The following is a 22,325-nucleotide window of genomic DNA, read 5'->3' on the forward strand; positions in this document are numbered from 1 at the left end:
CTTTCACCAAGGACGGCCTGCTGTTTGCTTAGACTTGAGCGAACAGCAGGGAGTCGTCAGGGATGGGCAATCAGGCAAGCAAACCGGTGATCGCGATCATCGGCGGCGGATTCAGCGGCACGATGATCGCGGTGCACCTGCTGCGGACGGCCGTGACGCCGCTGCGCATCGTGCTGATCGAACGTCATGACGAACCGGGGCGCGGCGTCGCCTATCGCGATCAGCCGGAATGCCATCTGCTGAACGTGCGCGCCGAGGCCATGAGCGCGTTTCCGGCCGAGCCGGACCATTTCCTGAACTGGCTGAACACGACGTACAGCCCGTGCCACCCGGTCGGCACCACCGAATTCGTGCCGCGCCGGCTGTACGGCGCCTACGTCCAGTCGATTCTGGAGCAGGCGCGCAGCACCGCCCGCCGCGGCGTGAGCCTGGAACAGCGCGCGGACGAGGTGCTGGGCCTGCGCCGCACCGAGGCCGGCACCCGCCTGCGGTTGAAGACCGGCGCCACGCTGAACGTGCAGCAGGTGGTGCTGGCGCTCGGCAATCCGGGGCCGGCCGATCCGCCGATCAGCGATGCCACGTTCTATTCGAGCGCCCGCTATCAGGGCCATGCCTGGTCGACCCAGGGCCTGCTGTCGATCCAGCGCGACGATTCGGTGCTGCTGATCGGTTCCGGCCTGACCACCCTGGACTGGCTCGCCGCACTGCGCGATCGCGGTCATCGCGGTCAGGTACATGTGGTGTCGCGTCGCGGCCTGATGCCGCAACTGCATCGCGCCGCGCCGGCCCATCACCTGAGTTTCGACCCGTTGAGCCTGCCGCCGCGCGTATCGCTGCTGCTGAAACGCCTGCGCAGCGAAATCGAGGCTGCCGAGGCGAAAGGCGGCGACTGGCGCGGCGTGATCGACAGCCTGCGCCCGTATACGCAGCGCCTGTGGCAGCGCCTGCCGGCCGCCGAGCAGCGGCGCTTCCTGCGCCACGTCCGCCCGTACTGGGAAATCCATCGCCACCGCGCCGCACCCAAGGTCGTCGAAACCGTCTACGAACTGATGCGCGCCGGCCGCCTGCAGACGATGGCGGCACGCCTGCTCGGCTTCGAGGAAACCGCGGACAGCGTCAACGTGCTGCTGCAGCCCCGCGGCACCGAAAAGCTCGTGACCCGCACGGTGCAGCGCGTGATCAACTGCACGGGCCCGGAATCGAACTACCGCCGTCTGAACCATCCGCTGGTGCGCGATCTGCGCGAACAGGGGCTGATCGAAGCCGATGCCCTCGGCCTCGGCCTGAACACCGACGATCACGGCGCGCTGCGAGCGACCACCGGCGAGGTTTCGCGCTGGCTGTACACGCTGGGCCCGTCACGCAAGGGCCAGCTCTGGGAAACCACCGCGGTGCCGGAAATCCGCGTTCAGGCGCAAGCGCTGGCGCACCGGATGCTGGCGGAACTGCCGAGCGTCACCGTGGACCGCGCCGTACGGAAGCTGGAGCTGCGCTCGCAGCCCTGAAACCCGGCACGCGGCGATCCGATGATCGTCGCGTCTGCGTGACACCGGCCGGCCGATGACCGTCGCGTCGGCTACCGACGCCGGCGTCGCGCGATCGATCAGCAGTAGTCCGGATGCCGCCAACGACTCACTTCTTGCGCCCGCCGATCGGCCCCGGCGGCGCTGGACAGGCACAGCACGGTGTAGCTGAGCTCGCCGTGGTGCTCGATCAGGTAGTCGTCGCGACCGTCGCCGTCGGCATCGCCGACCCAGATCGCCGCATACGCTTCCGGGCGTCGCGACGCCACGTCATCCGCCATCGGCGTGCGGTCTGCAACCCCGACCCGGCAGGTGGGCGGACCGTCCTCGCGCGATACACAGGTATCGACGATCGCCAGATTCGACGGCAGCGAAAGCGTGCTGTGTCGGCCATCCGCGTGCTCGGTCAGGCCGCGGCCGGTGAAGCCATGCGGAGACAGTCCCGGCACGTTGCGAAGGACATAGGCCGGCTTGATGGCGCCCTTCGCGACGATCTTGAACAGCGACTGGCCGGAGCCCTCGCCGAAGTAGAGGTCGCCATCGACCGCCTGCGCCTCGACCGTGACCGGGCGAAGCGCAAACCGATGGTTGTCGAGCCGGTAGAACCCCAGCCAACCGTCGGCGCTCGGCACGTCGGCGGGATGGACAGTGGTCTCAGGCGCGAGCATTTCGGGCGCCGCCGGTGGCAGCGCGTCGGCAGCCGCGATCAGGGCCAAGCCACCCAACCTGAGAACCCACGGTTTCCGCAGCTTCATCGCGCACACTCCTTATGCCGAACGACGTGCGGATGCTGCGCCGGTCGACGTCAGGCCGGCAATCGCCGGCGGGCCTCGACTGCGATGCAGGTGACGCTTGGCACTTCATGCCGGACAAGCGCGTGGGGCTTGGGGCCCCGCGCACTTTTTCCGTTCGCCGCGCTCGGCTCAGGCTTCCGGACGCATCTGCGGAAGCGAGCCCGGGATTTCAGGAAGTGCCAGTGGCACTTCCTGCCGGGCGAGCGCGTGGGGCTGGGGCCCCGCGCACTTTTTCCGTTCGCCGCGCTCGGCTCAGGCTTCCGGACGCATCTGCGGAAGCGAGCCCGGGATTTCAGAAAGTGCCAGTGGCACTTCCTGCCGGGCGAGCGCGTGGGGCTGGGGCCCCGCGCGCTTTTTCCGTTCGCCGCGCGCGGCTCAGGCTTCCGGACGCATCTGCGGAAGCGAGCCCGGGATTTCAGGAAGTGCCAGTGGCACTTCCTGCCGGGCGAGCGCGTGGGGCTGGGGCCCCGCGCGCTTTTTCCGTTCGCCGCGCTCGGCTCAGGCTTCCGGACGCATCTGCGGGAAAAGCAGCACGTCGCGGATCGACGGCGAGTCGGTCAGGAACATGACCAGACGGTCGATGCCGATGCCGACGCCGGCCGTCGGCGGCAGACCGTATTCGAGGGCGCGAATGTAGTCGGCATCAAAGTGCATCGCCTCGATGTCGCCGGCGTCCTTGGCTTCGACCTGCTTCCTGAAGCGTTCGGCCTGATCGTCCGGGTCATTCAGCTCGGAGAAGCCGTTGGCGACTTCGCGGCCGCCGACGAAGAACTCGAAGCGATCGGTGACGTCCGGGTTGCTGTCGGAGCGACGCGCCAGCGGCGAGACCTCGGTCGGGTATTCGGTGATGAAGGTCGGCTGGATCAGGTTGCCTTCGACCGTCTTCTCGAACAGCTCGGTCAGGAGCTTGCCGGCACCCATGTCCGGCTTCACCGGCACGTGCAGTACGCGGCAGGCTTCGGCGAGGTATTCGCGATCGGCCAGACGGCTGCGGTCGAGGTCCGGATTGCGTTCGGCCACGGCGTCGGTCATCGACACGCGGCGGAATGGCTGCGACAGGTCGAATTCCACGCCCTGATAGCTCAGCTGCGTCGTCCCGAGCGTGGCACGGGCCGATTCACGGATCAGCGCTTCGACCAGATCCATCGCCTCGATGTAGTCGGCGTAGGCCTGATAGAACTCCAGCATCGTGAATTCGGGGTTGTGCCGGGTGCTCAGGCCTTCGTTGCGGAAGTTGCGGTTGATCTCATAGACCCGCTCGAAGCCGCCGACGACCAGCCGCTTCAGGTACAGCTCCGGCGCGATGCGCAGGAACAGGTCACGGTCGAGCGCGTTGTGATGGGTCACGAACGGGCGCGCGGTGGCGCCGCCGGCGATCGGCTGCAGCATCGGCGTCTCGACCTCGACGAAGCCCAGCGCATCGAGATGCGCACGGATCGTGCGCACGGTGCCGGCGCGAATCTGGAACGTGCGCCGCACCTCCGGATTGACGATCAGATCGACGTAGCGCTGGCGGTAGCGAATTTCGGTATCGGTGAGCCCCGCCCACTTCTCCGGCAGCGGCCGCACGGTCTTGACCAGCAGTTCGATCGCATCGGCCTTCACCGACAGCTCGCCGGTCTTGGTCCGGAACATCGTGCCGGCCACCCCGATGATGTCGCCGACGTCCCAAGTCTTGAACTCGGCATAGCGTTCGGCGCCGACGGCATCGGTCTGCACGAACGCCTGGACGCGGCCGCTCATGTCCTGGATCTGGGCAAAGCTGGCCTTGCCCATCACGCGCTTCGCGATCAGGCGGCCGGCCAGCACATGGCGGCCGCTCGCGGCTTCGACCTCGGCGGTTTCGGCCAGCGCGCCGTAGCGGTTATGGAGTTCGTCGGCCAGCGTATCGCGGCGGTAGCCGTTCGGAAACGCCTGACCGGCCGCGCGGAGCTTTTCGAGCTTTTCGCGGCGCGTCGCAATGATGTGATTCTCGTCCTGCGGCTTCTGGTCGTCGGTCATGGGGGGGGGTGAAACTCGTGCAGCTGAACAGGGGATGACGCCGCGAACGGCGTCCGGTGCTTTACAGCCCGGACTTCAGGCTCGCTTCGATGTACGGATCGAGATGCCCGTCGAGCACTTTCTGCGTGTCGGCGATTTCGACGCCGGTGCGCAGGTCCTTGATCCGGGACTGGTCGAGCACGTACGAACGGATCTGGTGACCCCATTCGATGTCGCTCTTGGAGTCCTCCACTTTCTGCTTTTCGGCGTTGCGTTTCTGCATTTCGCGGTCGAACAGCCGCGAACGCAACATTTTCATCGCGGCGTCGCGATTCTTGTGCTGGCTGCGCTGGGTCTGGCAGGCCACGATGATGCCGGACGGCACGTGCGTGATGCGGATCGCCGATTCGGTCTTGTTGACGTGCTGGCCGCCGGCACCGGACGAACGGAAAGTGTCGACCTTCAGGTCCGCCGGGTTGATGTCGATCTCGATCTTGTCGTCGATTTCGGGCGAGACGTAGACGCCGGCGAAACTCGTATGGCGGCGGTTGCCGGAATCGAACGGCGACTTGCGGACCAGACGGTGCACGCCGGTTTCGGTGCGCAGCCAGCCGTAGGCGTACGCGCCCTCGATCTGCAGCGCGGCCGACTTGATGCCGGCGACGTCGCCATCGCTCAGTTCCAGCAGTTCGACCTTGAAGCCCTTGCCCTCGGCCCAGCGCGTGTACATGCGCAGCAGCATCGAGGCCCAATCCTGCGCTTCGGTGCCGCCGGCGCCGGCCTGGATGTCGAGGAAGGCGTTGTTCGCGTCGGCCTCGCCGGCGAACATGCGCTTGAACTCCATGTCCTCGGCGCTGGCGCGGAAACTGTCGACTTCGCGGGAAATCGACGCCACCGTCGCCTCGTCGCCCTCGTCGGCCGCCATCAGCAGCAGTTCAAGGGCATCGGCGAGGCCGGACGTGGCCTTGTCGATCGGCTCCAGAATCTGTTCGAGCGCGCCGCGCTCCTTGCCGAGTGCCTGGGCCCGCTCCGGGTTGTCCCAGACGTCGTTCTGTTCGAGTTCCTTGATGACTTCGTCGAGGCGCTCGCGCTTGACGTCGTAGTCAAAGATAGCCCCGCAGGGCGTCGAAACGCTCCTGCAGGGCTGTGATCTCGCTCTTGATCGGATTGATTTCCACGATGAAACCGGGAAGTTGAGGGGCGCGCAGTATAGTCAAGGGCGCGCAGGCGGTCATTTTCAGGTTTTCGCGCCGCAGGCCCTTGGCCGGCCGGAAGTCTGGCCCCGCAACTTGAACAGTTGTCCGCCATGCGAGGCGCGTGATAAAAACCGCTTCGCGAAAAAGTCGCGGCATTGCCGTGTGCGGCACCGCCTTCCTACAAAATTGTCAACAAAATCGCAGGGGACCCGATGAACAACTTCCGCATCCGACCCTATGGCCTGCTGCTGGTCGCCATGGGCACGGGGGTGACTGCCACCGCCGCCAACGCTGATGCTGGCGACCGTCGCTTCTATGTCGCGCCGCTGGGTTCCTACACCATCGCCGACAACAATCGGGGCGGCGACAACGGCTACGGCGGCAGCATCGCCGTCGGCAAGCGTTTCACCGATGCGCTGGAACTCGAACTGCTCGGCTTCTACACCAACTACCAGTCGAAGGGCAGCGTGCCGGACGCGCGCCTGTACGGCGCCGGCGGTGCCGCGAACCTGTTCCCGTTCTCGTCGTCGCCGATCTTCGGTGGCCTGCATTTCCACCTCGGCGTGGCGCGCGGTCAGGGCAAGGATTCGCCGGGCCTGCGTCCGGACTACACCAGCACCGTGTTCGACGCCGGCATCGGCTACGACTTCGTGCTGACCAGCTCGTCGTTCGGTCCGTTCGCACCGGGCATCGCGCTGCGCGCCCAGGCGCTGTACCGCCATGACGCCCACGGCACCGACCAGGTCGGTACCGGCAACAACCAGTATTTCCAGGACGTGGTGTTCAACCTCGGCTTCCGCATTCCGCTGGGCGGCCGCAGCTCGCCGGCTCCGGTCGCGCCGACCGAGGAAGTCGCCGTTGTGCCGGTCGAGGAAGCCCCGGCTGAAGCCGCACCGGAAGCCCCGGCCGCCGCTCCGCCGTGCGAGCCGCCGGTTCCGGGCCAGCCGATCAACCTCGACGGCTGCAAGGAAGGCGACACCATCGTGCTGCGTGGCGTGAACTTCGAGTTCAACAAGGCCAACCTGACCCTGAACGCGAAGGCGCTGCTGGATCCGGTGGCCGATGCGCTGATCGCGCGTCCGGGCATCAAGGTCGAAGTCGACGGTCACACCGACTCGAAGGGCAGCGACGCCTACAACCAGAAGCTGTCCGATGCCCGCGCCGCATCGGTCATGCAGTACCTGGTGAGCCGCGGTGTCGAGGCCGGCCGCCTGACCAGCAAGGGCTTCGGCGAATCGAAGCCGATTGCCGACAACGCGACCGACGAAGGCCGCGAAATCAACCGTCGCGTCGAACTGACGATCACAGACGACGGCAGCGCGGCGGCGGCTCCGGAAGCGACTGCCGAGGCGGCGCCGGCTGAACCGGCGGCCGAGGCCGCCCCGGCCGACGCACCGGCGGACGCCGCCCCCGCCGAAGCGGCGCCGGCCGATGCGCCAGCCGCCGATGCAGCCCCGGCCGATGCCCAGGCAGCGGATGCAGCACCTGCGGATGCTGCGGCAGAGGCCGCACCTGCGGACGCGGCGCCGGAGGATGCCGCGCCGGCCGAGGCAGCGCCGGAAGAAGTCGCACCGGCCGATGCAGCGCCGGCGGATGCTTCGGCCGAAGCCCCGGCCGAAGCGCCGGCGGAAACGCCGGCGAACTGAGTCCTGACGCAGCGGGCGATCCGGCAACGGATCGCCGATGTCGCCGCTGCAGAGTCACCGGCCCCGCATCAGTCGCCTGATGCGGGGCTTTTTCATGGCCGAGCGATCAGCCCGCGCGACGGCCGTAGACGTGGATCGTCGGCAGGGTGCCGAGATCGGCGACCAGGCGCGCCGGCGCCGCATCCTGGCTTGCGTAGACGTTTTCGCCGTCGGTGCCGGCCTTGATCAGCGCCAGTGCGAACGACATGTGGAAGGCCACCGCCGCGGTGACGGCGGCGGCATAGAGCAGGATCGGGTTTTCACCGTGGCTGGTGAGGCGGTTGCGGATGGTGGTCATGGCGTCTCTCGGTCGGAGGGCCCGAAGTCCCGGGCCAGGGTGGTCGTGTCGTGCGCCGCTTCTGTTGTCGGCACGTTTTGGATGCGGCGGAAGTGCCCGCCGGATTAAAGCGATTCGCAGAAATTTTCGTGACGCCAGTCACTTGCGTGAGCCGAGTGTCCGCGGTCACGGCGGATCTGTCCGGGGACAGCGCCGCGAACCCCTTTGGCGGCGCAAACGGGTGCCCGGCCCCCGTTCGCTATAATCACGCCCTTCCCTCCCCGCTTCGCCATGAGCACGACCCCGCCCTCCAAGGTCTTCATCAAGACGTTTGGCTGCCAGATGAACGAGTACGACTCGTCGAAGATGGCGGACGTGCTGAAGGCTGCGCGCGGCTATGAGCAGACGCAGGAACTCGACGACGCCGACCTCGTGCTGCTGAACACCTGCTCGGTGCGCGAAAAGGCGTCGGAGAAAGTGTTCTCCGACCTCGGCAAGCTGAAAGCCTGGAAGGCCGCGAAGCCGGGCCGCATGGTCGGCGTCGGCGGCTGTGTCGCCAGTCAGGAAGGCGATGCCATCATCCGGCGCGCACCGGCCGTGGATCTGGTGTTCGGCCCGCAGACGCTGCACCGGCTGCCGGAGCTGATCGACCAGACGCAGCGCACGCAGCGCCCGGCGATCGACGTGCGCTTCCCGGAAATCGAGAAGTTCGACCGCCTGCCGGAACCGCGCGCCGAAGGCGTCACCGCCTATGTCTCGATCATGGAAGGCTGCTCGAAGTACTGCACGTTCTGCATCGTGCCGTACACGCGTGGCGAGGAAATCTCCCGCCCGCTCGACGACGTGTTGGCCGAAGTCGATGCGCTGCTCGCGCAGGGCGTGCGCGAGATCACCCTGCTCGGCCAGAACGTCAATGCCTACAACGGGGCGATGGGCGACGGTGGCCGCTGCGATCTGGCACTGCTGCTGCACATCCTCGCCCGCTTCGACGGCCTGGGCCGCGTGCGCTACACGACCTCGCACCCGGCGCATTTCACCGATGCGCTGATCGAGGCCTACGGCGCGATCCCCCAACTCGACAACCAGCTTCATCTGCCGGTGCAGAGCGGTTCCGACCGCATCCTGGCGATGATGAAGCGCGGCTACACGCAGGCCGAGTACCTGCAGAAGATCACGCGCCTGCGCAAGCTGCGTCCGACGATCAGCCTGTCGACCGATCTCATCGTCGGCTTCCCGGGCGAGACCGACGACGACTTCGAGCAGACGATGCAGCTGATCCAGCTCGCGAAGTTCGACGCCGCGTTCTCGTTCGTCTACTCGCCGCGCCCGGGAACCCCGGCCGCGAACCTGCGCGACAGCGTGCCGGCCGACGTCAAGCAGGCGCGGCTCGAACGGGTGCAGGCCGCGGTTCGTGCCCATGGCGATGCCTTCGCCGCACGCCTCGTCGGCACCGTGCAGTCGGTGCTGGTCACCGGTGCCTCGCGCCGTGGCAACGGCCAGCTCACCGGCAAGACGCCGTGCAACCGCGCGATCAATTTCGATGGCCCGGCGATCGGCGGCGAACGACTGATCGGCCAGTTCGTCGAGGTGCGCGTGACCGACAGCCTGACCAATTCCCTGCGTGGCGACATCGTCGTTGCCGACGCCGCCCTGATGTCCTGAACTGGCCTCTTGAACAAGACCCCCTACGAATTGAACACGCCGAGCCTGAGCCAAGCGGATCCGGTCGCGATCTCGCGCCGCGACTTCACGCTGGAACCGGACGATGCCCTTCGCATCGCCAATCTGAACGGCGCGTTCGACTCGCACCTGCGTTCGCTCGAAGTCGGCCTCGGCATCGAGATCCGCAATCGCGGCAATCGCTATGTCGTGATCGGCCCGGAAGACGAGGCCGACGCCGGCGAAGCGGCGCTGCAGGCGCTGTACGAGCAGACCGAAGACGGCCCGATCGACGCCGAACACGTGCACATGACCTTGCGCGAGTTCTCGCCGCGCAACCGCCTGAGCGCGATCCCCGGCGCCCGCCATGGCGACGACGTGGTGATTCGCACCAAGCGCGGCGTGGTGCGCGGCCGCTCGGCGCTGCAGAAGGCCTACCTGGCCGACATCGCGAACAACGTGCTGAGCTTCGGCATCGGCCCGGCCGGTACCGGCAAGACCTATCTGGCGGTCGCCAGCGCCGTCGAGGCGCTGGAACGCGATCGCGTGCGCAAGCTGGTCCTGGTGCGTCCGGCGGTCGAGGCTGGCGAGAAGCTCGGCTTCCTGCCGGGCGACATGGCGCAGAAGATCGATCCCTATCTGCGCCCGCTGTACGACGCGCTGTACGAAATGCTCGGCTTCGAGAAGGTGGCGCGGCTGATCGAGCGCAGCGTGATCGAGGTTGCGCCGCTCGCGTTCATGCGCGGCCGCACCTTGAACGAAGCCTTCGTGATTCTCGACGAGGCGCAGAACACCACGGTCGAGCAGATGAAGATGTTCCTGACGCGCCTCGGCTTCGGATCGGTGGCCGTGGTCACCGGCGACGTCACCCAGATCGACCTGCCGAAGCATGTGCCGTCCGGCCTGACACACGCGATGAACGTGCTGCGCGGCGTCGGCGAAATCGGCTTCACCCAGTTCGGATCGAGCGATGTCGTGCGTCATCCGCTGGTGCAGACCATCGTTCGCGCCTACGAGGATTACGAGGCCAGCGAACGGGCTTCCAAGGACTACCGCTGAGATTCAGGGAATGAGCGTCAGCCACAACATCACGATTCAGCGCCGGGTGCCGCCGGCCGGCGTGCCGGCACCGGCCGCGCTGCGCGAGTGGGCGCTCGCCGCGCTCGGGCATACCCACGGCGAGCTGACGATCCGCATCGTCGACGAAGCCGAAAGCGCGCAGCTCAACAGCCGCTATCGCGGCAAGGACTACCCGACCAACGTGCTGTCGTTCCCGTACGACGCCGAGGGCTTCGAGGAAACCGAAGACGGCCCGCCGCTGGGCGATCTGGCAATCTGCGCGCCCGTGGTGGCACGCGAGGCCGACGAGCAGGGCAAGGACCCGCGCGCGCACTGGGCGCACATGGTCGTGCATGGCGTGCTGCACCTGCTGGGTCGCGATCATCTCGACGACGCCGAAGCCGAGGAAATGGAAGCCGAGGAGCGCACGATCCTCGCCGGGCTCGGCTTTCCGGATCCGTACTGACGGCGCCAGCCGCCGCAAAGCCCCTCGCAGGCCGACGCAAGCCGCCACAAAGCCTCGGAAAAGCGCTGTTCGGCAGCGCCACGGAAGCGCAAACCGTTTGCGCTAGACTTCGTCAACCCTCCAGAGCGCGCGCGGCCCGGTCCGTTGCGCGCCACGACGCTCTCCGCCGAACGCGGCCGCTGCACCGCGGCGTTCGGCATGGTTCTTGGTATCACCTTCTGCTTTATGAACGACGGCCCCAGTAGCCCGCACACCGAACGCGACCACGATGCCGGCCCCGCCAGCTGGTGGCGGCGCCTGACCCAGCGTCTGGCCGGTGGCCCGCGCACCCGCGAGGACCTGAACGACCTGCTCGACGGGGCCCACGAATCCGGGTTGGTCGACGCCGATGCCGCGTCGATGATCCGCGGTGTGTTCGAGACCGGACAATTGCAGGTGCGCGACATCATGGTGCCGCGCGCGCAGATGGTGGTGGTCGAGCGCGACTGGCCGCTGGAGCAGCTGCTGCGCGAAGTGGTCGACGCGGGTCACTCGCGCTTTCCGGTGATCGGCGATTCGCGCGACGAGATCATCGGCATCCTGCTGGCGAAGGACCTGCTGCGCTTCACCTCGTCCGATGTCGAGACGTTCGATTTGAACCGCTGGCTGCGGCCGGTGGCGTTCGTGCCGGAATCCAAGCGCGTCAACGTGCTGCTGAAGGACTTCCGCAAGAGTCGCAATCACATGGCGCTGGTCGCCGACGAGTACGGCGGCGTCGCCGGCCTGGTCACGATCGAGGACGTGCTCGAGCAGATCGTCGGCGAGATCGACGACGAGCACGACGAATCCGAAAGCGCGCAGATCCAGAAGCAGGACGATCGCCGCTTCCTGGTGCAGGGCCTGACGCCGATCGACGAGTTCAACCGCTACTTCAATGCCGAGTTCTCGGACGAGGATTTCGACACCGTCGGTGGCCTCGTCATGCACGAGCTGGGTCACATGCCGCGCCGTGGCGAAAGCATCCAGATCGACCGTTTCCAGTTCAATGTGCAGCGGGCCGACAGCCGTCGCGTGCATCTGCTGCAGGTGATGCTGTCGCAGACTTGAGCGTTGTCTCCACCCACCTGACCCCGGATCGGATCGTAAGGATGCTGCCGCGCCTGTCGTGTCTCGTGATGAGCTGGCCCGCCCGGCTCCGGAAGGCGGCGCTGGCCGCATGGCTGTTCGTGCTGGTGCCGCTGCAGCTCGCCGCGGCGCCGTTCGCGCCGAGCAACCTCCCGGCCGAGAACCTGACCGCCAGCATCGTCACGTTCCAGCCCGGCACTGCGTACTGGCAGCGCTTCGGCCACAACGCGTTGCTGCTGCGGGAAGCCGCCACCGGCACCGCGATCACGTTCAACTACGGCATCTTCGATTTCGGCGCGCCGAACTTCTTCGCCAACTTCGCGCGCGGCCACATGGTCTATCGCGTGGTGCCAAACCATCTGCAGAACGATCTCGTCGGCTATCAGGCCGAGGGTCGCTGGGCGGTCGAGCAGCGGCTGAATCTCGATGCCCGACAGGTCGGCCTGCTGCGCGACTATCTCGAATGGAACGTGCTGCCGGACAACACGAACTATCGCTACGACTATTTCCTGTCGAACTGCTCGACCCGCGTGCGCGATGCGCTGGACTATGCGATGGGCGGCCAGCTGAAGTCGCAGCTGCAGGGCCGCGCGACATCGGCGACCTATCGCAGCGAAGCCACGCGGCTGATTTCGCCCGATGCGCTGCTGATGGCGGCGATGGATCTGGCGCTCGGCCCGACCGCCGATCAGCCGATCGATCTCTGGCAGCAGAGCTTCGCGCCGCTGGTGCTGATGCAGGCGCTGCGCACGTCGACCGTCAGCGACGCCGGCGGTCGCACCTTGGCCTTGGTCGGCCACGAAGTGCGCCTGCTGAACGGCAGCACCGCGCATGACCCGCCGGACCGAGCGCCGGACCTGCGCCTGCAGTTCCTGATGCTGGGCCTGCTGCTCGCCGCGATCCTGATCGGCCTGTCGCAAGTCCGCGCGCTGGCCACCGCCCGCTGGGCGTTCATGCTGATCGCGTCGACCTTCGTCCTGCTGTGCGGAGCCGGCGGCGCGATTCTCGCTGCGCTGTGGGGCTTTACCGAGCACTGGGCCGGCTGGCGCAACGAAAGCCTGCTGCTGATCAACCCGCTGTGCCTGCTGCTGCTGCCGGCGCTGCTGATGTACCCGCGCCTGCGCTGGCGGCCGGCGCTGTTCACGCGGCGTGTGGCCCTCGTGATCGTCATCATCGCGCTGGCGGCGCTGCTGCTGCGGGAACTGCCGGGCATGGCGCAGTCGAACCTGCACTGGGCGCTGCTGGTGTTGCCGGTGCACGCCGCCATCGCCCTGATCTTCGCGCGAGCGAAGCGGCCGGACGACGAGTTCTGAACCGCGTTGCCCCGCCCCCGCACCTTCCGCCCGAGCCGACCATGACGATCGCCTGCACCGAATCCCTGCTGGACCAGTTGCCGGAAACTGACCGCGCGCTGATCGCCGCCGCCCGCGCCGTCGCCGCGAACGCCCATGCGCCTTACTCGAAGTTCCATGTCGGTGCGGCTGGGCGCTACGCCAGCGGCGAGACCGTGGTCGGCGCCAACTTCGAGAACGCCTCGTTCGGCCTGAGCCTGTGCGCGGAGACGGTGATGATCGCCACCGCCAGCGCCCAGGGCCGCTTGCGCGAGCTGACCGCCGTCGCGATCTTTGCCGACGGCGATCTCGATGGCGCCGACATCGGCGCCTTCATCGCGCCGTGCGGCCGCTGCCGCCAGATCCTCGCCGAAGCCGTCGGCCTGTGCGGGCGTGATCTCGACGTGCTGATGATGTCGATGGATGGCTCCAACCGCGTCCGCCGCACCACGGCGAAGGCGCTGCTGCCGCTGGCGTTCGGTGCTGGCTGAAGCCTGCGGTCGCCGTCGAGCAGACTGCGCGAACGGCTGAGCGCAGCATCGGTCCAAGCGGTAATCCTTTCCCGCTACGAGATCCCCCGATGACCCCGAGCTTCCCCGCTTCCCGAACGCGCCTGCGTCCGCTGCTGCTGACCGCGTTCACTGCCGCGCTGCTGTCCGCCTGCGCCGGCTCGCCGGCGCGACCGCCGATCCAGACGGCTGCCAACGTCGACCTGCCGCGCTTCATGGGCGACTGGTACGTGATCGCCTACACGCCGACCTTCATCGACAAGGACGGCTACAACCAGATCGAAAGCTACAAGCTCAACGAAGACGGAACCGTCGCCACCACCTTCACGTTCCGCGATGGCGGCTTCGACGGCAAGCCAAAGAAGTACCAGCCGAAAGGCTTCGTCGTGCCCGGCACCGGCAACGCCGAATGGGGCATGCAGTTCATCTGGCCGTTCAAGGGCGAATACCTGATCACCGAACTGGCCGACGACTATTCCAGCGTGGTCATCGCCCGCAACAAGCGCGATCTGGTCTGGCTGCTGGCGCGCAAACCACAGATGAGCGATGCCGACTACCAGCGCCATCTCGACCGCATCGCCGCAATGGGCTACGACCTGTCGAAGGTCAAGCGTGTGCCGCAGCAGTGGCCGTGAGCAGCTGAGCGGTTCCGAGCAACCATCGCCCCACCCCGGCTCAGTTCGCCAGAATCTCCGCCCGCACATCGCGCGGCACACGCGGCGGCGGTCGTGGCGGACGCGGGCCGGTTGGCACGCCCGGATTGAGGCCAGGATTGACTACCGGCTTGCTCGGGACATTGCCGTTGTAGCCGGAGCCGGGCGGCAGGTACGGCCCGCGATCATTGCGGGGGCGGAACGGCACGAACACCGGATAGGCAGGTTCGAGCACGATGCAGCGGCCGTCACCGTCATAGGCCTCGCAGTCGGCGCGACGCGGGGGCAGCGCCGGGCTCAGCGCGGCGGTGGCGGCCTGTGATTCGGTTTGTGCCCGCAGGCGTGCGGCCTCGGCGTCATCAGCGGCCGCCTGCTCGCGGCGCTCGGCGGACTTCTGATCGAGAAAGCGCTGGTAGCGGGCGCTGACCGCCGCGCCATCCTCCGCCGGCGGCGGCGCGTTCGGCACGACCTCGCCTTCTCGGCCATCGCGCGCTTCGCGGGTGCCCGGCGATTTCGCGCAGGGCTGGTCCTGGAAGATCGGCGAATTGTCGAGCGCGTGGCAGCGGTAGATGGTGCCGTCGGCGGCGATGGCCGATGACGGGGCGCAGGCCGCGAGCATCAGCAGCCCGGCCGCCGTCAGTCGCTGGGTTATGGCGTTCATGTCTATTTGGACCCCGCTCGTCCCGTGAAATTCCGGCGCGACCCTCAGCCGCGCGTGCCGCGCATCGCCCGCACCTTGGCTTCGAGCGCGGCGGCGGTCAATCCGTCCGGCGCAATCGGCGCGTCGCCGACCAGTTCGATCTCCGCCCGGAACCGGCGCGGCAGGCGCGCGCGGCGCATCCGCGTGTCGAGGCGCGACCACATGCTGCCCCACAGTCCGCGCACGGCGAGCGGCACGACCGGCACCGGCGTCCGGGCGAGGATCTTCTCGATGCCCGGCTTGAATGGCTGGATGTCGCCATCCGGCGTCAGGCCGCCTTCCGGGAACAGGCCGATGATCTCGCCGTTCTTCAGCGCCCGGTCGATTTCTTCGTAGGCGCGTTCGAGCATCACCGGGTCTTCCTTGAACGGCGCAATCGGGATCGCGCGCGCGGTGCGGAACATGAAGTTCATCACCGGCACCTTGAAGATCTTGTGGTACATCACGAAGCGCAGCGGCCGGCGCACGCTGCCGCCGACGATCAGCGCATCGACGAACGACACATGGTTGCAGACGACGATCGCCGGCCCTTCTTCCGGAATGTTCTCGAGGCCCGACACGCGGATGCGATACAGCACGCGGATCAGCATCCACGCCATGAACCGCATCAGGAATTCCGGCACGAGGCCGTAGATGAAGACCGCGACCCCGGCGTTCAGGATCGCTGCCGCCAGAAACAGCTGCGGGATGTTCAGGCCGGCCTTCAACAGCACGATCGCAAGGATCGCCGACGCGACCATGAACGCCGCATTCAGGATGTTGTTGCCGGCGATGATCCGCGAGCGGTGGCTGGCTTCCGACCGCGTCTGGATCAGCGCGTACAGCGGCACGATGAACAGGCCGCCGGACACGCCGATCAGGGTCAGGTCGATCAGCAGTCGCACACTGCCGGGCTGCGCCAGCCACGCGGCAGCACCCAGCCCCGTCGCCGTCGCATTGCCGGGCGCTGCGAAGTACAGATCGATGCCGAACAGCGACAGGCCGATCGAACCGAGCGGCACCAACCCGATCTCGACCTTGTGGCCGGACAGCCGCTCGCACAGCAGCGAACCGAGGCCGATGCCGAACGAGAACACCGTCAGCAGCACGGTCACCACTTCCTCGTTGCCGCCGAGATTCAGCTTGGTCCAGTTCGGCAGTTGCGCGAGGAACGTCGCGCCGTAGAACCAGAACCACGAGATGCCGAGCACCGACAGGAACACCGTACGATTGCCGCGCAGGAACGCGATGTTGCGGCCGGTTTCGGTGAACGCGTTCCAGTTGATCTCGAGTGCCGGCGCGGCCGCCGGCGCGTCCGGAATCGCGCGAGCCGCCACGTACCCGAGAACCGCCACGCCCACGACCACCGCGCTGACGCCGGCCAGCCCGAACGACTGCGCGATCAGCCAGCCGCCGAGCATGGTGCCAAGCAGGATTGCGAGGAACGTTGCCGCCTCGACCCAGGCGTTGCCGGTGATCAGCTCGGACGGGTGCAGCGCCTGCGGCAGGATCGAATACTTCACCGGCCCGAACACCGCCGCCTGCGCACCCATCAGGAACAGCACGGCGAGCAGGAACGGCACGTGGCCGAGATACAGGCCGACGACGCCGAGCAGCATGATGCCGATCTCGGCCAGCTTGATCCACCGGATCAGCTGCGATTTCTCATGCTTTTCAGCCAGTTGCCCGGCCGTGGCGGAGAACAGGAAGAACGGCAGGATGAACAGGCCGGCGGCGAGGTTCACGTACAGGTTGATCTGATCCTGGCTCAGGCCGGCGATGCCGAAGCTGACCAGAATCACCAGCGCATTCTTGAACACGTTGTCGTTGAACGCGCCGAGTGTCTGGGTCCAGAAGAACGGGCCGAATCGGCGGGTGCCGAGCAGGTTTTCGCGCGGGTGCTCTTGCATGCGGGGTCTCGTCCTGAAGACGGCCGAAGCGTGGCATGAAGCCTCTGTCGCGGCCAGACAGCCACCGTAGGGCCGGATCGGCCCGAACGACGCGGCGAGCCGATGTGCGGGTCGATCGGCGCGCTCCGCATCGCGGCCCGAACGAATCCGTGCGGATGTCGATCGGTAAGCCGACGTACCGCCATCGACGCGCTATCGTGTCGCCCTCGCAATCGCAACATGAACGGATCACGCCCATGGATTTCTCGCCCAGCCCGCGCACGCAGGACCTGCTGCGCCGCATTCGCGCCTTCATCAAGGATCGCGTCCTGCCGGTGGAGGAGCAGCATTTGCGCGAGATCGCCGAGCGCAAGGTCGGCGGCGACTGGACGCAGTGGACGGTCAGCCCCGAATTCGAGGCATTGAAAGCCGAAGCCAAGGCGCAGGGCCTGTGGAACCTGTTCCTGCCGGACGAGGAACTGGGCGGCGGCCTGAGCCATGTCGAATACGCGACCCTGGCCGAGGAAATGGGCCGCAGCCTGCTGGCGCCGGAAGTGTTCAATTGCTCGGCCCCGGACACCGGCAACATGGAGGTGCTCTACAAGTACGGCAGCGCCGAGCAGAAGGCGACCTGGCTCAAGCCGCTGCTGGCGGGTGAGGTCCGCTCCGCGTTCTGCATGACCGAGCCCGATGTCGCCTCATCCGACGCCACCAACATGCGCGCCACGGCGATCGTCGAAGGCAACGAGGTGGTGCTGAACGGCAAGAAGTGGTGGTCGTCCGGCATCGGCCACCCGAACTGCAAGGTCGCGATCTTCATGGGCCTGTCGGAGCCGGAATCGGCCCGTCACAGCCAGCATTCGATGGTGCTGGTGCCGCTCGACACACCCGGCGTCACGATCAAGCGGATGCTGCCGGTGTTCGGCGAATACGATCCGCCGGCGGGTCACGGCGAAGTGCATTTCGACAACGTGCGGCTGCCGGTGTCGGCCATCATCAAGGGCGTCGGCAAGGGCTTCGAGATTGCGCAGGGTCGCCTCGGGCCGGGCCGCATCCACCATTGCATGCGCTGCCTCGGCGCCGCCGAACGTGCGCTGCAGCTGCTGATCGAACGTGGGCTCGATCGTGTCGCCTTCGGCAAGCCGCTGATCAATCTCGGCGGCAACCGCGAGCGGATTGCCGACCTGCGCATCGCCATCGATCAGGCGCGCCTGCTGACCCTGTATGCCGCGTGGAAGATCGACAAGGTCGGCGCGCTGGCCGCGCTGACCGAAATCTCGGCGATCAAGGTCGTCGCCCCGAACGTGCTTCAGAACGTGGTGGACGCGGCGATCCAGATCCACGGCGGTGCCGGCGTGGCCTACGAAACGATCCTGCCGATGCTGTTCGCGCAGGCCCGCGTGCTGCGCCTGGCCGACGGCCCGGACGAGGTGCATCGCGGCATGATCGCGAAGGTCGAGCTGGCCAAGTACGGCAGCCGTCTGGCCAAGCTCAAGGAGAGCCAGTCATGACCCGCGTCTTCATCACCGGCGGTGCCTCAGGCCTCGGCCGCGCACTGGCCGAAGCCTATGCCCGCGATGGCGCGAAGGTCTGCATCGGCGACGTCAACGCGATGCGGGGCAGCGAAACCCTGGCCGCTCTCGATGCGATGGGCGCCACCGCGCATTACCTGCCATGCGATGTCACGAAGGAAGCCGATCTCGAAGCCGCCGCCGCGTGGCTGCAGACCCATTGGGGCGGCGTCGATCTGGTGTTCAACAACGCCGGCGTCGCCGATGCCGGCGGCATCGACGAGATGCCGATGGCCGACTGGCACTGGATGGTCGACATCAACCTGCTCGGGGTCGTGCGCGGCTGCAAGGTGTTCGCGCCGATGATGAAGGCGCAGGGCAGCGGCCATCTGGTCAACGTCGCATCGATGGCGGGGCTGATCCATCCGCCGATGATGTCGGCCTACAACGCGACCAAGGCAGCGGTCGTCGCGCTCAGCGAAACCCTGCAGGCCGAGCTGTTCCCGCACGGCATCAAGGTCAGTGTCGTCTGCCCGGCGTTCTTCCGGACCAACCTCGCCGAATCGGTGCGCACCGCCAACAGCGACATGGCGGCAATCACCAAGAAGCTGGTCAACAAGTCGAAGATCGGTGCCGACGAGATCGCGGCACTGGTCAAGGCCAGCGTCGCCAAGGGCGATTTCCACGTGCTGACGCATCCGCGCGAAAAGCGCATCTGGCTGTTCAAGCGCGCCGTGCCGTTCCAGGTCTATGCCGCGGCGATGCGGCGGCAGATGGCGAAGATGATGAAGAAGCGGCCCGCTGCGCCGGTGCCGTCAGCGGACGCCCACAAGGCCTGATCAACCCCACCGGTACCGCGAGCCGCCGAGCAGCGGCGCGCGGCTCCGCATTGACGCGTCAGTCGATATATATGACGCTACATATCGTATTGACTGAAGCCTCGCCGCCATGTTCCGGATTGCCCGCGCTGCCCGCCTGATCGGCTTCGCCCTGCTGGTCGTCACGGCAGCCCGCACGGAGGCCGAAGACGCGGTGCGCGTGTTCGCGGCCGCCAGCCTGACCAACGCCCTGAACGACATCGGCAAGCAGTGGGCCGATGCGGGTCACCGAACGCCGAGCCTCGCGTATGGCGCGAGTTCGGCGCTGGCGCGGCAGATTGCCGCCGGCGCGCCGGCCGATGTCTTCGCATCCGCCGATCAGATGTGGATGGAGCACGTCGCGCAGAGGGGCAAGGTTGCCACCGGCTCGCGGATCAACATGCTCGGTAACACGCTGGTGCTGATCGCGCCGAAAGGCCGCGCATTCTCCGTGAAGATGGACACCGGCTTCGACATCGCCGGCGCCTTCACCGGCAAGCTCTGCACCGGCGAGCCCGGCGTGGTGCCGGTCGGCATCTATGCCAGGCAAAGCCTCGAAGCACTCGGCTGGTGGCAAGCGCTGCAAGGCCGGATCGTCGGCACCGACGACGTGCGCACCGCGCTCGCCTTCGTCGAACGCGGCGAATGCCCGGTCGGCATTGTCTACGCCACCGATGCCGCGATCAGCGACAAGGTCGACGTGCTGGCGACTTTTCCGTCCGCGAGCCACTCGCCGATCGTCTACCCGTTCGCGCTGATCGCCGGCGCGCGCCCGGAAGCCGTCGCCTTCCTGACGTATCTCAGGACCTCGCCAGCGGCGGCCGCCACGTTCCGGCGCCACGGTTTCGCCGTGCTCGCGCAGCCGTGACCCGGGTTCCGATCACGCAATGAACCTGACTCCCGAGGAATGGCAGGCGCTGGCCCTGTCGACCCGTGTCGCCTTTTTCGCCACGCTGATCTGCCTGCCGTCCGGCATCGCGCTGGCGTGGTGGCTGGCGCGTCGCGATTTTCCCGGCAAGCTGCTGGTCGACGCGCTCGTGCAGTTGCCGATGGTGTTGCCGCCGGTCGTGCCCGGCTATCTGCTGTTGCTGCTGCTCGGCACGCAGGGGCCGGTCGGGCACTGGCTGGAAGCGACGTTCGGCATCGTGCTGGCGTTCACCTGGAAAGGCGCGGTGCTGGCCTCGGCGGTGATGGCGTTTCCGCTGATGGTGCAGCCGGTCAAGCTGGCGTTCCGGATGATCGACCAGCGCCTCGAACAGGCCGCGAGCACGCTCGGCGCGCGACCGTGGCGGGTGTTCGCGACGGTGACGCTGCCGCTCGCCGCCCCCGGCATCATCGCCGGCACCTTGCTGACGTTCTCGCGCAGCCTCGGCGAATTCGGCGCGACGATGGCCTTCGTCGGCAACATTCCTGGCGAAACCCGGACCCTGCCGCTCGCGATCTACAGCTACACCCACGTGCCGGGCGGCGAAGCGGCGGCGATGCGGCTGACGGGGCTCTCGATCGCGCTGGCCTTCGTCGCGCTGATCGCGAGCCACCTGATCACGCGGCGCACCGAGCGCCTGCTCGGCCAGTTCGATTCGAGGGGGCGCGATGGCCGCGCCTGAGTCCGTCGCCGCCGCGCAGCAGGCTGCGCCGGAGCTCGCGTTCGATCTGCGCTTCACGCGCGGGGCCTTCACCGTGCAGGCGGCCGCGACCATCGGCCGCGGCGTCACCGGCATCTGCGGGCCGTCCGGCTCCGGCAAGAGCACGCTGCTGGCGCTGATCGCCGGTCTGCTGAAGCCGCAGCACGGCAGTCTGCACTTCGGCCACGACACGCTGGTCGATACCGCCAACAAGCGCTTCGTTCCGGCGTGGCAGCGGCATTTCGGCCTCGTGTTCCAGGACGGCCAGCTGTTCCCGCATTTGAGCGTGCGCGACAACCTGCTGTACGGCTGGCGCCGGCTGGAACCGGGCACGCGGCGCTACGAACTGCGGCAGATCGCCGAACTGCTCGACATCGCGCCGCTGCTCGACCGGCGGCCGCTTCAGCTCTCCGGCGGCGAGCGCCAGCGCGTGGCGCTGGGCCGGGCGCTGCTGTACTCGCCGCGCCTGCTGCTGCTGGACGAGCCGCTATCGTCGCTCGATGACCGCCTGAAGCAGCAGATCCTGCCGTTCCTGAAGCGCATCAAGCTCGAGACGGGCATCCCGATGATCTATGTCAGCCATGCGCTGGCGGAGGTCGATTTCCTGGCCGATCGCGTGCTGACTGTCGACGCGGGGCGCCTCTCCGGAGCTGGTGCCACGCGCTGACCGCGGCAACCGCTGCGCGTGGCCCGACGCTACAGGCTGACGCCGAGGATCACGCTCGACGCCTTGAAGATCGCGGTGGCCGGCATGCCCGCCACCAGCGCCAGTTCCTGCGCCGAGGTGTTGGTGATGATCGCGGCGACCGAATTGCCGCCACCGAGCGCGATGACCACTTCCGTGTTGACCGCGCCCGGCGTGATCTGGCGCACCGTGCCGCGCAGCTGATTGCGGGCGGACAGCTTGAGGTGCGGGCCGTCGCCGCTTTCGGTCGCCACGATCACCCAGGACGCCTTGACCAGCGCCACCGCCGGCGAACCGAGTTTCAGGCCGAGGTTCTCGGCACTTTCGTGCGTGACGGTCGCGGCAATCCGGTCGCCGCCGGACAGTTCGAGCTCGACCTCGTCGTTGACCGCACCGGCCTTGATCGCGACCACGGTGCCGGAAAAATGGTTGCGCGCGCTGGTCATCATGGTCAGTCGTCCGAGGATCGTCAGGTCCTGCTGCTTGTGACCGCCGCCGCTCTCGATGCGGGCATTCATCATCGACAGGAAGCGCTGGTTCTCCGCTTCCACGGCGCGAAACGTGGCAACCAGTTGCTGCCCGCGCGCGGTCAGCACGGTGCCGCCGCCGCCCTTGCCGCCCTTGGTCCGCGCCACCAGCGGCGCATCGGCGAGGTTGTTCATCGCATCCACCGCATCCCAGGCCGCCTTGTAGCTCAGATGCACCGCGCGGGCCGCAGCCGAAATCGAGCGGGTCTCGCCGATCGCGGCGAGCAGTTCCATCCAGCGCTTGCTGGTGGAAACGCCGGCGCGCAGCTCGACCGTGGTCGCACTGCCAACGACGATCGGTGCCGGATCGGTCATG

General features: G+C 67.4%; 22 protein-coding genes. 14 read left to right on the forward strand and 8 right to left on the reverse strand.

The genetic code is table 11. The features are described 5' to 3' along the window. Positions 1-62: 62 nt before the first annotated feature. Positions 63-1,505 (forward strand): FAD/NAD(P)-binding protein, encoded by a 1,443-nt coding sequence (locus tag QZ951_RS01040; protein ID WP_292997621.1) that lies wholly within the window; start codon positions 63-65, stop codon positions 1,503-1,505. Between the two features lie 98 nt (positions 1,506-1,603). Here QZ951_RS01040 and QZ951_RS01045 read toward each other — a convergent pair whose 3' ends face one another. From QZ951_RS01045 to QZ951_RS01060, 4 genes are all read right to left on the reverse strand, one after another. Continuing rightward, on the reverse strand, positions 1,604-2,287 hold the full coding sequence (locus tag QZ951_RS01045; protein WP_292997623.1) for a hypothetical protein: 684 nt from the start codon (positions 2,285-2,287) through the stop codon (positions 1,604-1,606). Between the two features lie 528 nt (positions 2,288-2,815). Further along, positions 2,816-4,318, reverse strand: a complete 1,503-nt coding sequence (gene lysS, locus QZ951_RS01050) for a lysine--tRNA ligase (RefSeq protein WP_292997625.1) — start codon at positions 4,316-4,318, stop codon at positions 2,816-2,818. Between the two features lie 61 nt (positions 4,319-4,379). Further along, a protein-coding gene (gene prfB, locus QZ951_RS01055; protein WP_292997627.1) for a peptide chain release factor 2 occupies positions 4,380-5,475 on the reverse strand; the annotation gives its coding sequence in 2 pieces (ribosomal slippage) (positions 4,380-5,402 and positions 5,404-5,475; 1,095 coding nt in all). After that, positions 5,401-5,649, reverse strand: a complete 249-nt coding sequence (locus QZ951_RS01060) for a hypothetical protein (protein WP_292998154.1) — start codon at positions 5,647-5,649, stop codon at positions 5,401-5,403. Before QZ951_RS01060 ends, prfB begins: the two co-directional genes overlap by 75 nt. A 56-nt stretch (positions 5,650-5,705) precedes the next feature. Between QZ951_RS01060 and QZ951_RS01065 the strand changes: the two genes are divergently transcribed. Continuing rightward, positions 5,706-7,139: an OmpA family protein gene (locus tag QZ951_RS01065; protein ID WP_292997629.1), complete on the forward strand. Its 1,434-nt coding sequence runs from the start codon at positions 5,706-5,708 to the stop codon at positions 7,137-7,139. A gap of 106 nt (positions 7,140-7,245) precedes the next feature. Here the strand turns inward: QZ951_RS01065 and QZ951_RS01070 are convergent, their stop codons facing one another. Next, a complete protein-coding gene (locus QZ951_RS01070; protein WP_292997631.1) occupies positions 7,246-7,476 on the reverse strand; it encodes a hypothetical protein in 231 nt (76 codons plus the stop codon). Positions 7,477-7,746: 270 nt separating this feature from the next. On the opposite strand from QZ951_RS01070, the gene miaB reads away from it, so the two are divergent. From miaB to QZ951_RS01105, 7 genes are all read left to right on the forward strand, one after another. Next, positions 7,747-9,117: a tRNA (N6-isopentenyl adenosine(37)-C2)-methylthiotransferase MiaB gene (gene miaB, locus QZ951_RS01075; RefSeq protein WP_292997633.1), complete on the forward strand. Its 1,371-nt coding sequence runs from the start codon at positions 7,747-7,749 to the stop codon at positions 9,115-9,117. Between the two features lie 9 nt (positions 9,118-9,126). Continuing rightward, positions 9,127-10,173 (forward strand): PhoH family protein, encoded by a 1,047-nt coding sequence (locus QZ951_RS01080; protein WP_292997635.1) that lies wholly within the window; start codon positions 9,127-9,129, stop codon positions 10,171-10,173. A 10-nt stretch (positions 10,174-10,183) separates the two neighbouring features. Next, positions 10,184-10,639, forward strand: coding sequence for an rRNA maturation RNase YbeY (gene ybeY, locus QZ951_RS01085; protein WP_292997637.1), 456 nt, complete (start codon positions 10,184-10,186; stop codon positions 10,637-10,639). 198 nt (positions 10,640-10,837) lie between these two features. Beyond that, positions 10,838-11,725 (forward strand): transporter associated domain-containing protein, encoded by an 888-nt coding sequence (locus tag QZ951_RS01090; protein ID WP_292997639.1) that lies wholly within the window; start codon positions 10,838-10,840, stop codon positions 11,723-11,725. A 68-nt stretch (positions 11,726-11,793) separates the two neighbouring features. Beyond that, a complete protein-coding gene (locus QZ951_RS01095) occupies positions 11,794-13,056 on the forward strand; it encodes a DUF4105 domain-containing protein (RefSeq protein ID WP_292997641.1) in 1,263 nt (420 codons plus the stop codon). A gap of 41 nt (positions 13,057-13,097) precedes the next feature. After that, positions 13,098-13,565: a cytidine deaminase gene (locus tag QZ951_RS01100; protein ID WP_292997643.1), complete on the forward strand. Its 468-nt coding sequence runs from the start codon at positions 13,098-13,100 to the stop codon at positions 13,563-13,565. An 89-nt stretch (positions 13,566-13,654) separates the two neighbouring features. Beyond that, the gene (locus QZ951_RS01105; protein WP_292997645.1) at positions 13,655-14,218 is read left to right on the forward strand and encodes a lipocalin family protein; all 564 of its coding nucleotides are present in this window, start codon (positions 13,655-13,657) and stop codon (positions 14,216-14,218) included. 40 nt (positions 14,219-14,258) lie between these two features. On the opposite strand, the gene QZ951_RS01110 is transcribed toward QZ951_RS01105, so the two are convergent. Both QZ951_RS01110 and QZ951_RS01115 read right to left on the reverse strand, forming a co-directional pair. Next, a complete protein-coding gene (locus QZ951_RS01110) occupies positions 14,259-14,897 on the reverse strand; it encodes a hypothetical protein (RefSeq protein ID WP_292997646.1) in 639 nt (212 codons plus the stop codon). A gap of 44 nt (positions 14,898-14,941) precedes the next feature. Beyond that, positions 14,942-16,825: an MFS transporter gene (locus QZ951_RS01115; protein ID WP_292997648.1), complete on the reverse strand. Its 1,884-nt coding sequence runs from the start codon at positions 16,823-16,825 to the stop codon at positions 14,942-14,944. Positions 16,826-17,061: 236 nt separating this feature from the next. Here QZ951_RS01115 and QZ951_RS01120 point away from each other — a divergent pair, with 236 nt between their 5' ends. The 5 genes from QZ951_RS01120 (at position 17,062) to QZ951_RS01140 (ending at position 21,464) form a co-directional block, all read left to right on the forward strand. After that, positions 17,062-18,315, forward strand: a complete 1,254-nt coding sequence (locus QZ951_RS01120; RefSeq protein ID WP_292997650.1) for an acyl-CoA dehydrogenase family protein — start codon at positions 17,062-17,064, stop codon at positions 18,313-18,315. Continuing rightward, on the forward strand, positions 18,312-19,154 hold the full coding sequence (locus QZ951_RS01125; protein ID WP_292997652.1) for an SDR family oxidoreductase: 843 nt from the start codon (positions 18,312-18,314) through the stop codon (positions 19,152-19,154). Before QZ951_RS01120 ends, QZ951_RS01125 begins: the two co-directional genes overlap by 4 nt. A 109-nt stretch (positions 19,155-19,263) precedes the next feature. Then, on the forward strand, positions 19,264-20,040 hold the full coding sequence (gene modA / locus QZ951_RS01130) for a molybdate ABC transporter substrate-binding protein (protein WP_292997654.1): 777 nt from the start codon (positions 19,264-19,266) through the stop codon (positions 20,038-20,040). Positions 20,041-20,059: 19 nt separating this feature from the next. Beyond that, on the forward strand, positions 20,060-20,779 hold the full coding sequence (gene modB / locus QZ951_RS01135) for a molybdate ABC transporter permease subunit (RefSeq protein ID WP_292997656.1): 720 nt from the start codon (positions 20,060-20,062) through the stop codon (positions 20,777-20,779). Then, complete coding sequence (locus tag QZ951_RS01140; protein ID WP_292997658.1) at positions 20,766-21,464, forward strand: ATP-binding cassette domain-containing protein; 699 nt, start codon at positions 20,766-20,768, stop codon at positions 21,462-21,464. Before modB ends, QZ951_RS01140 begins: the two co-directional genes overlap by 14 nt. 29 nt (positions 21,465-21,493) lie before the next feature. Here the strand turns inward: QZ951_RS01140 and QZ951_RS01145 are convergent, their stop codons facing one another. After that, on the reverse strand, positions 21,494-22,324 hold the full coding sequence (locus QZ951_RS01145; RefSeq protein WP_292997660.1) for a TOBE domain-containing protein: 831 nt from the start codon (positions 22,322-22,324) through the stop codon (positions 21,494-21,496). Position 22,325 lies beyond the last annotated feature (1 nt).

It is taken from the genome of Nevskia sp. (genome assembly GCF_021732705.1).
Classification (GTDB): Bacteria; Pseudomonadota; Gammaproteobacteria; order Nevskiales; family Nevskiaceae; genus Nevskia.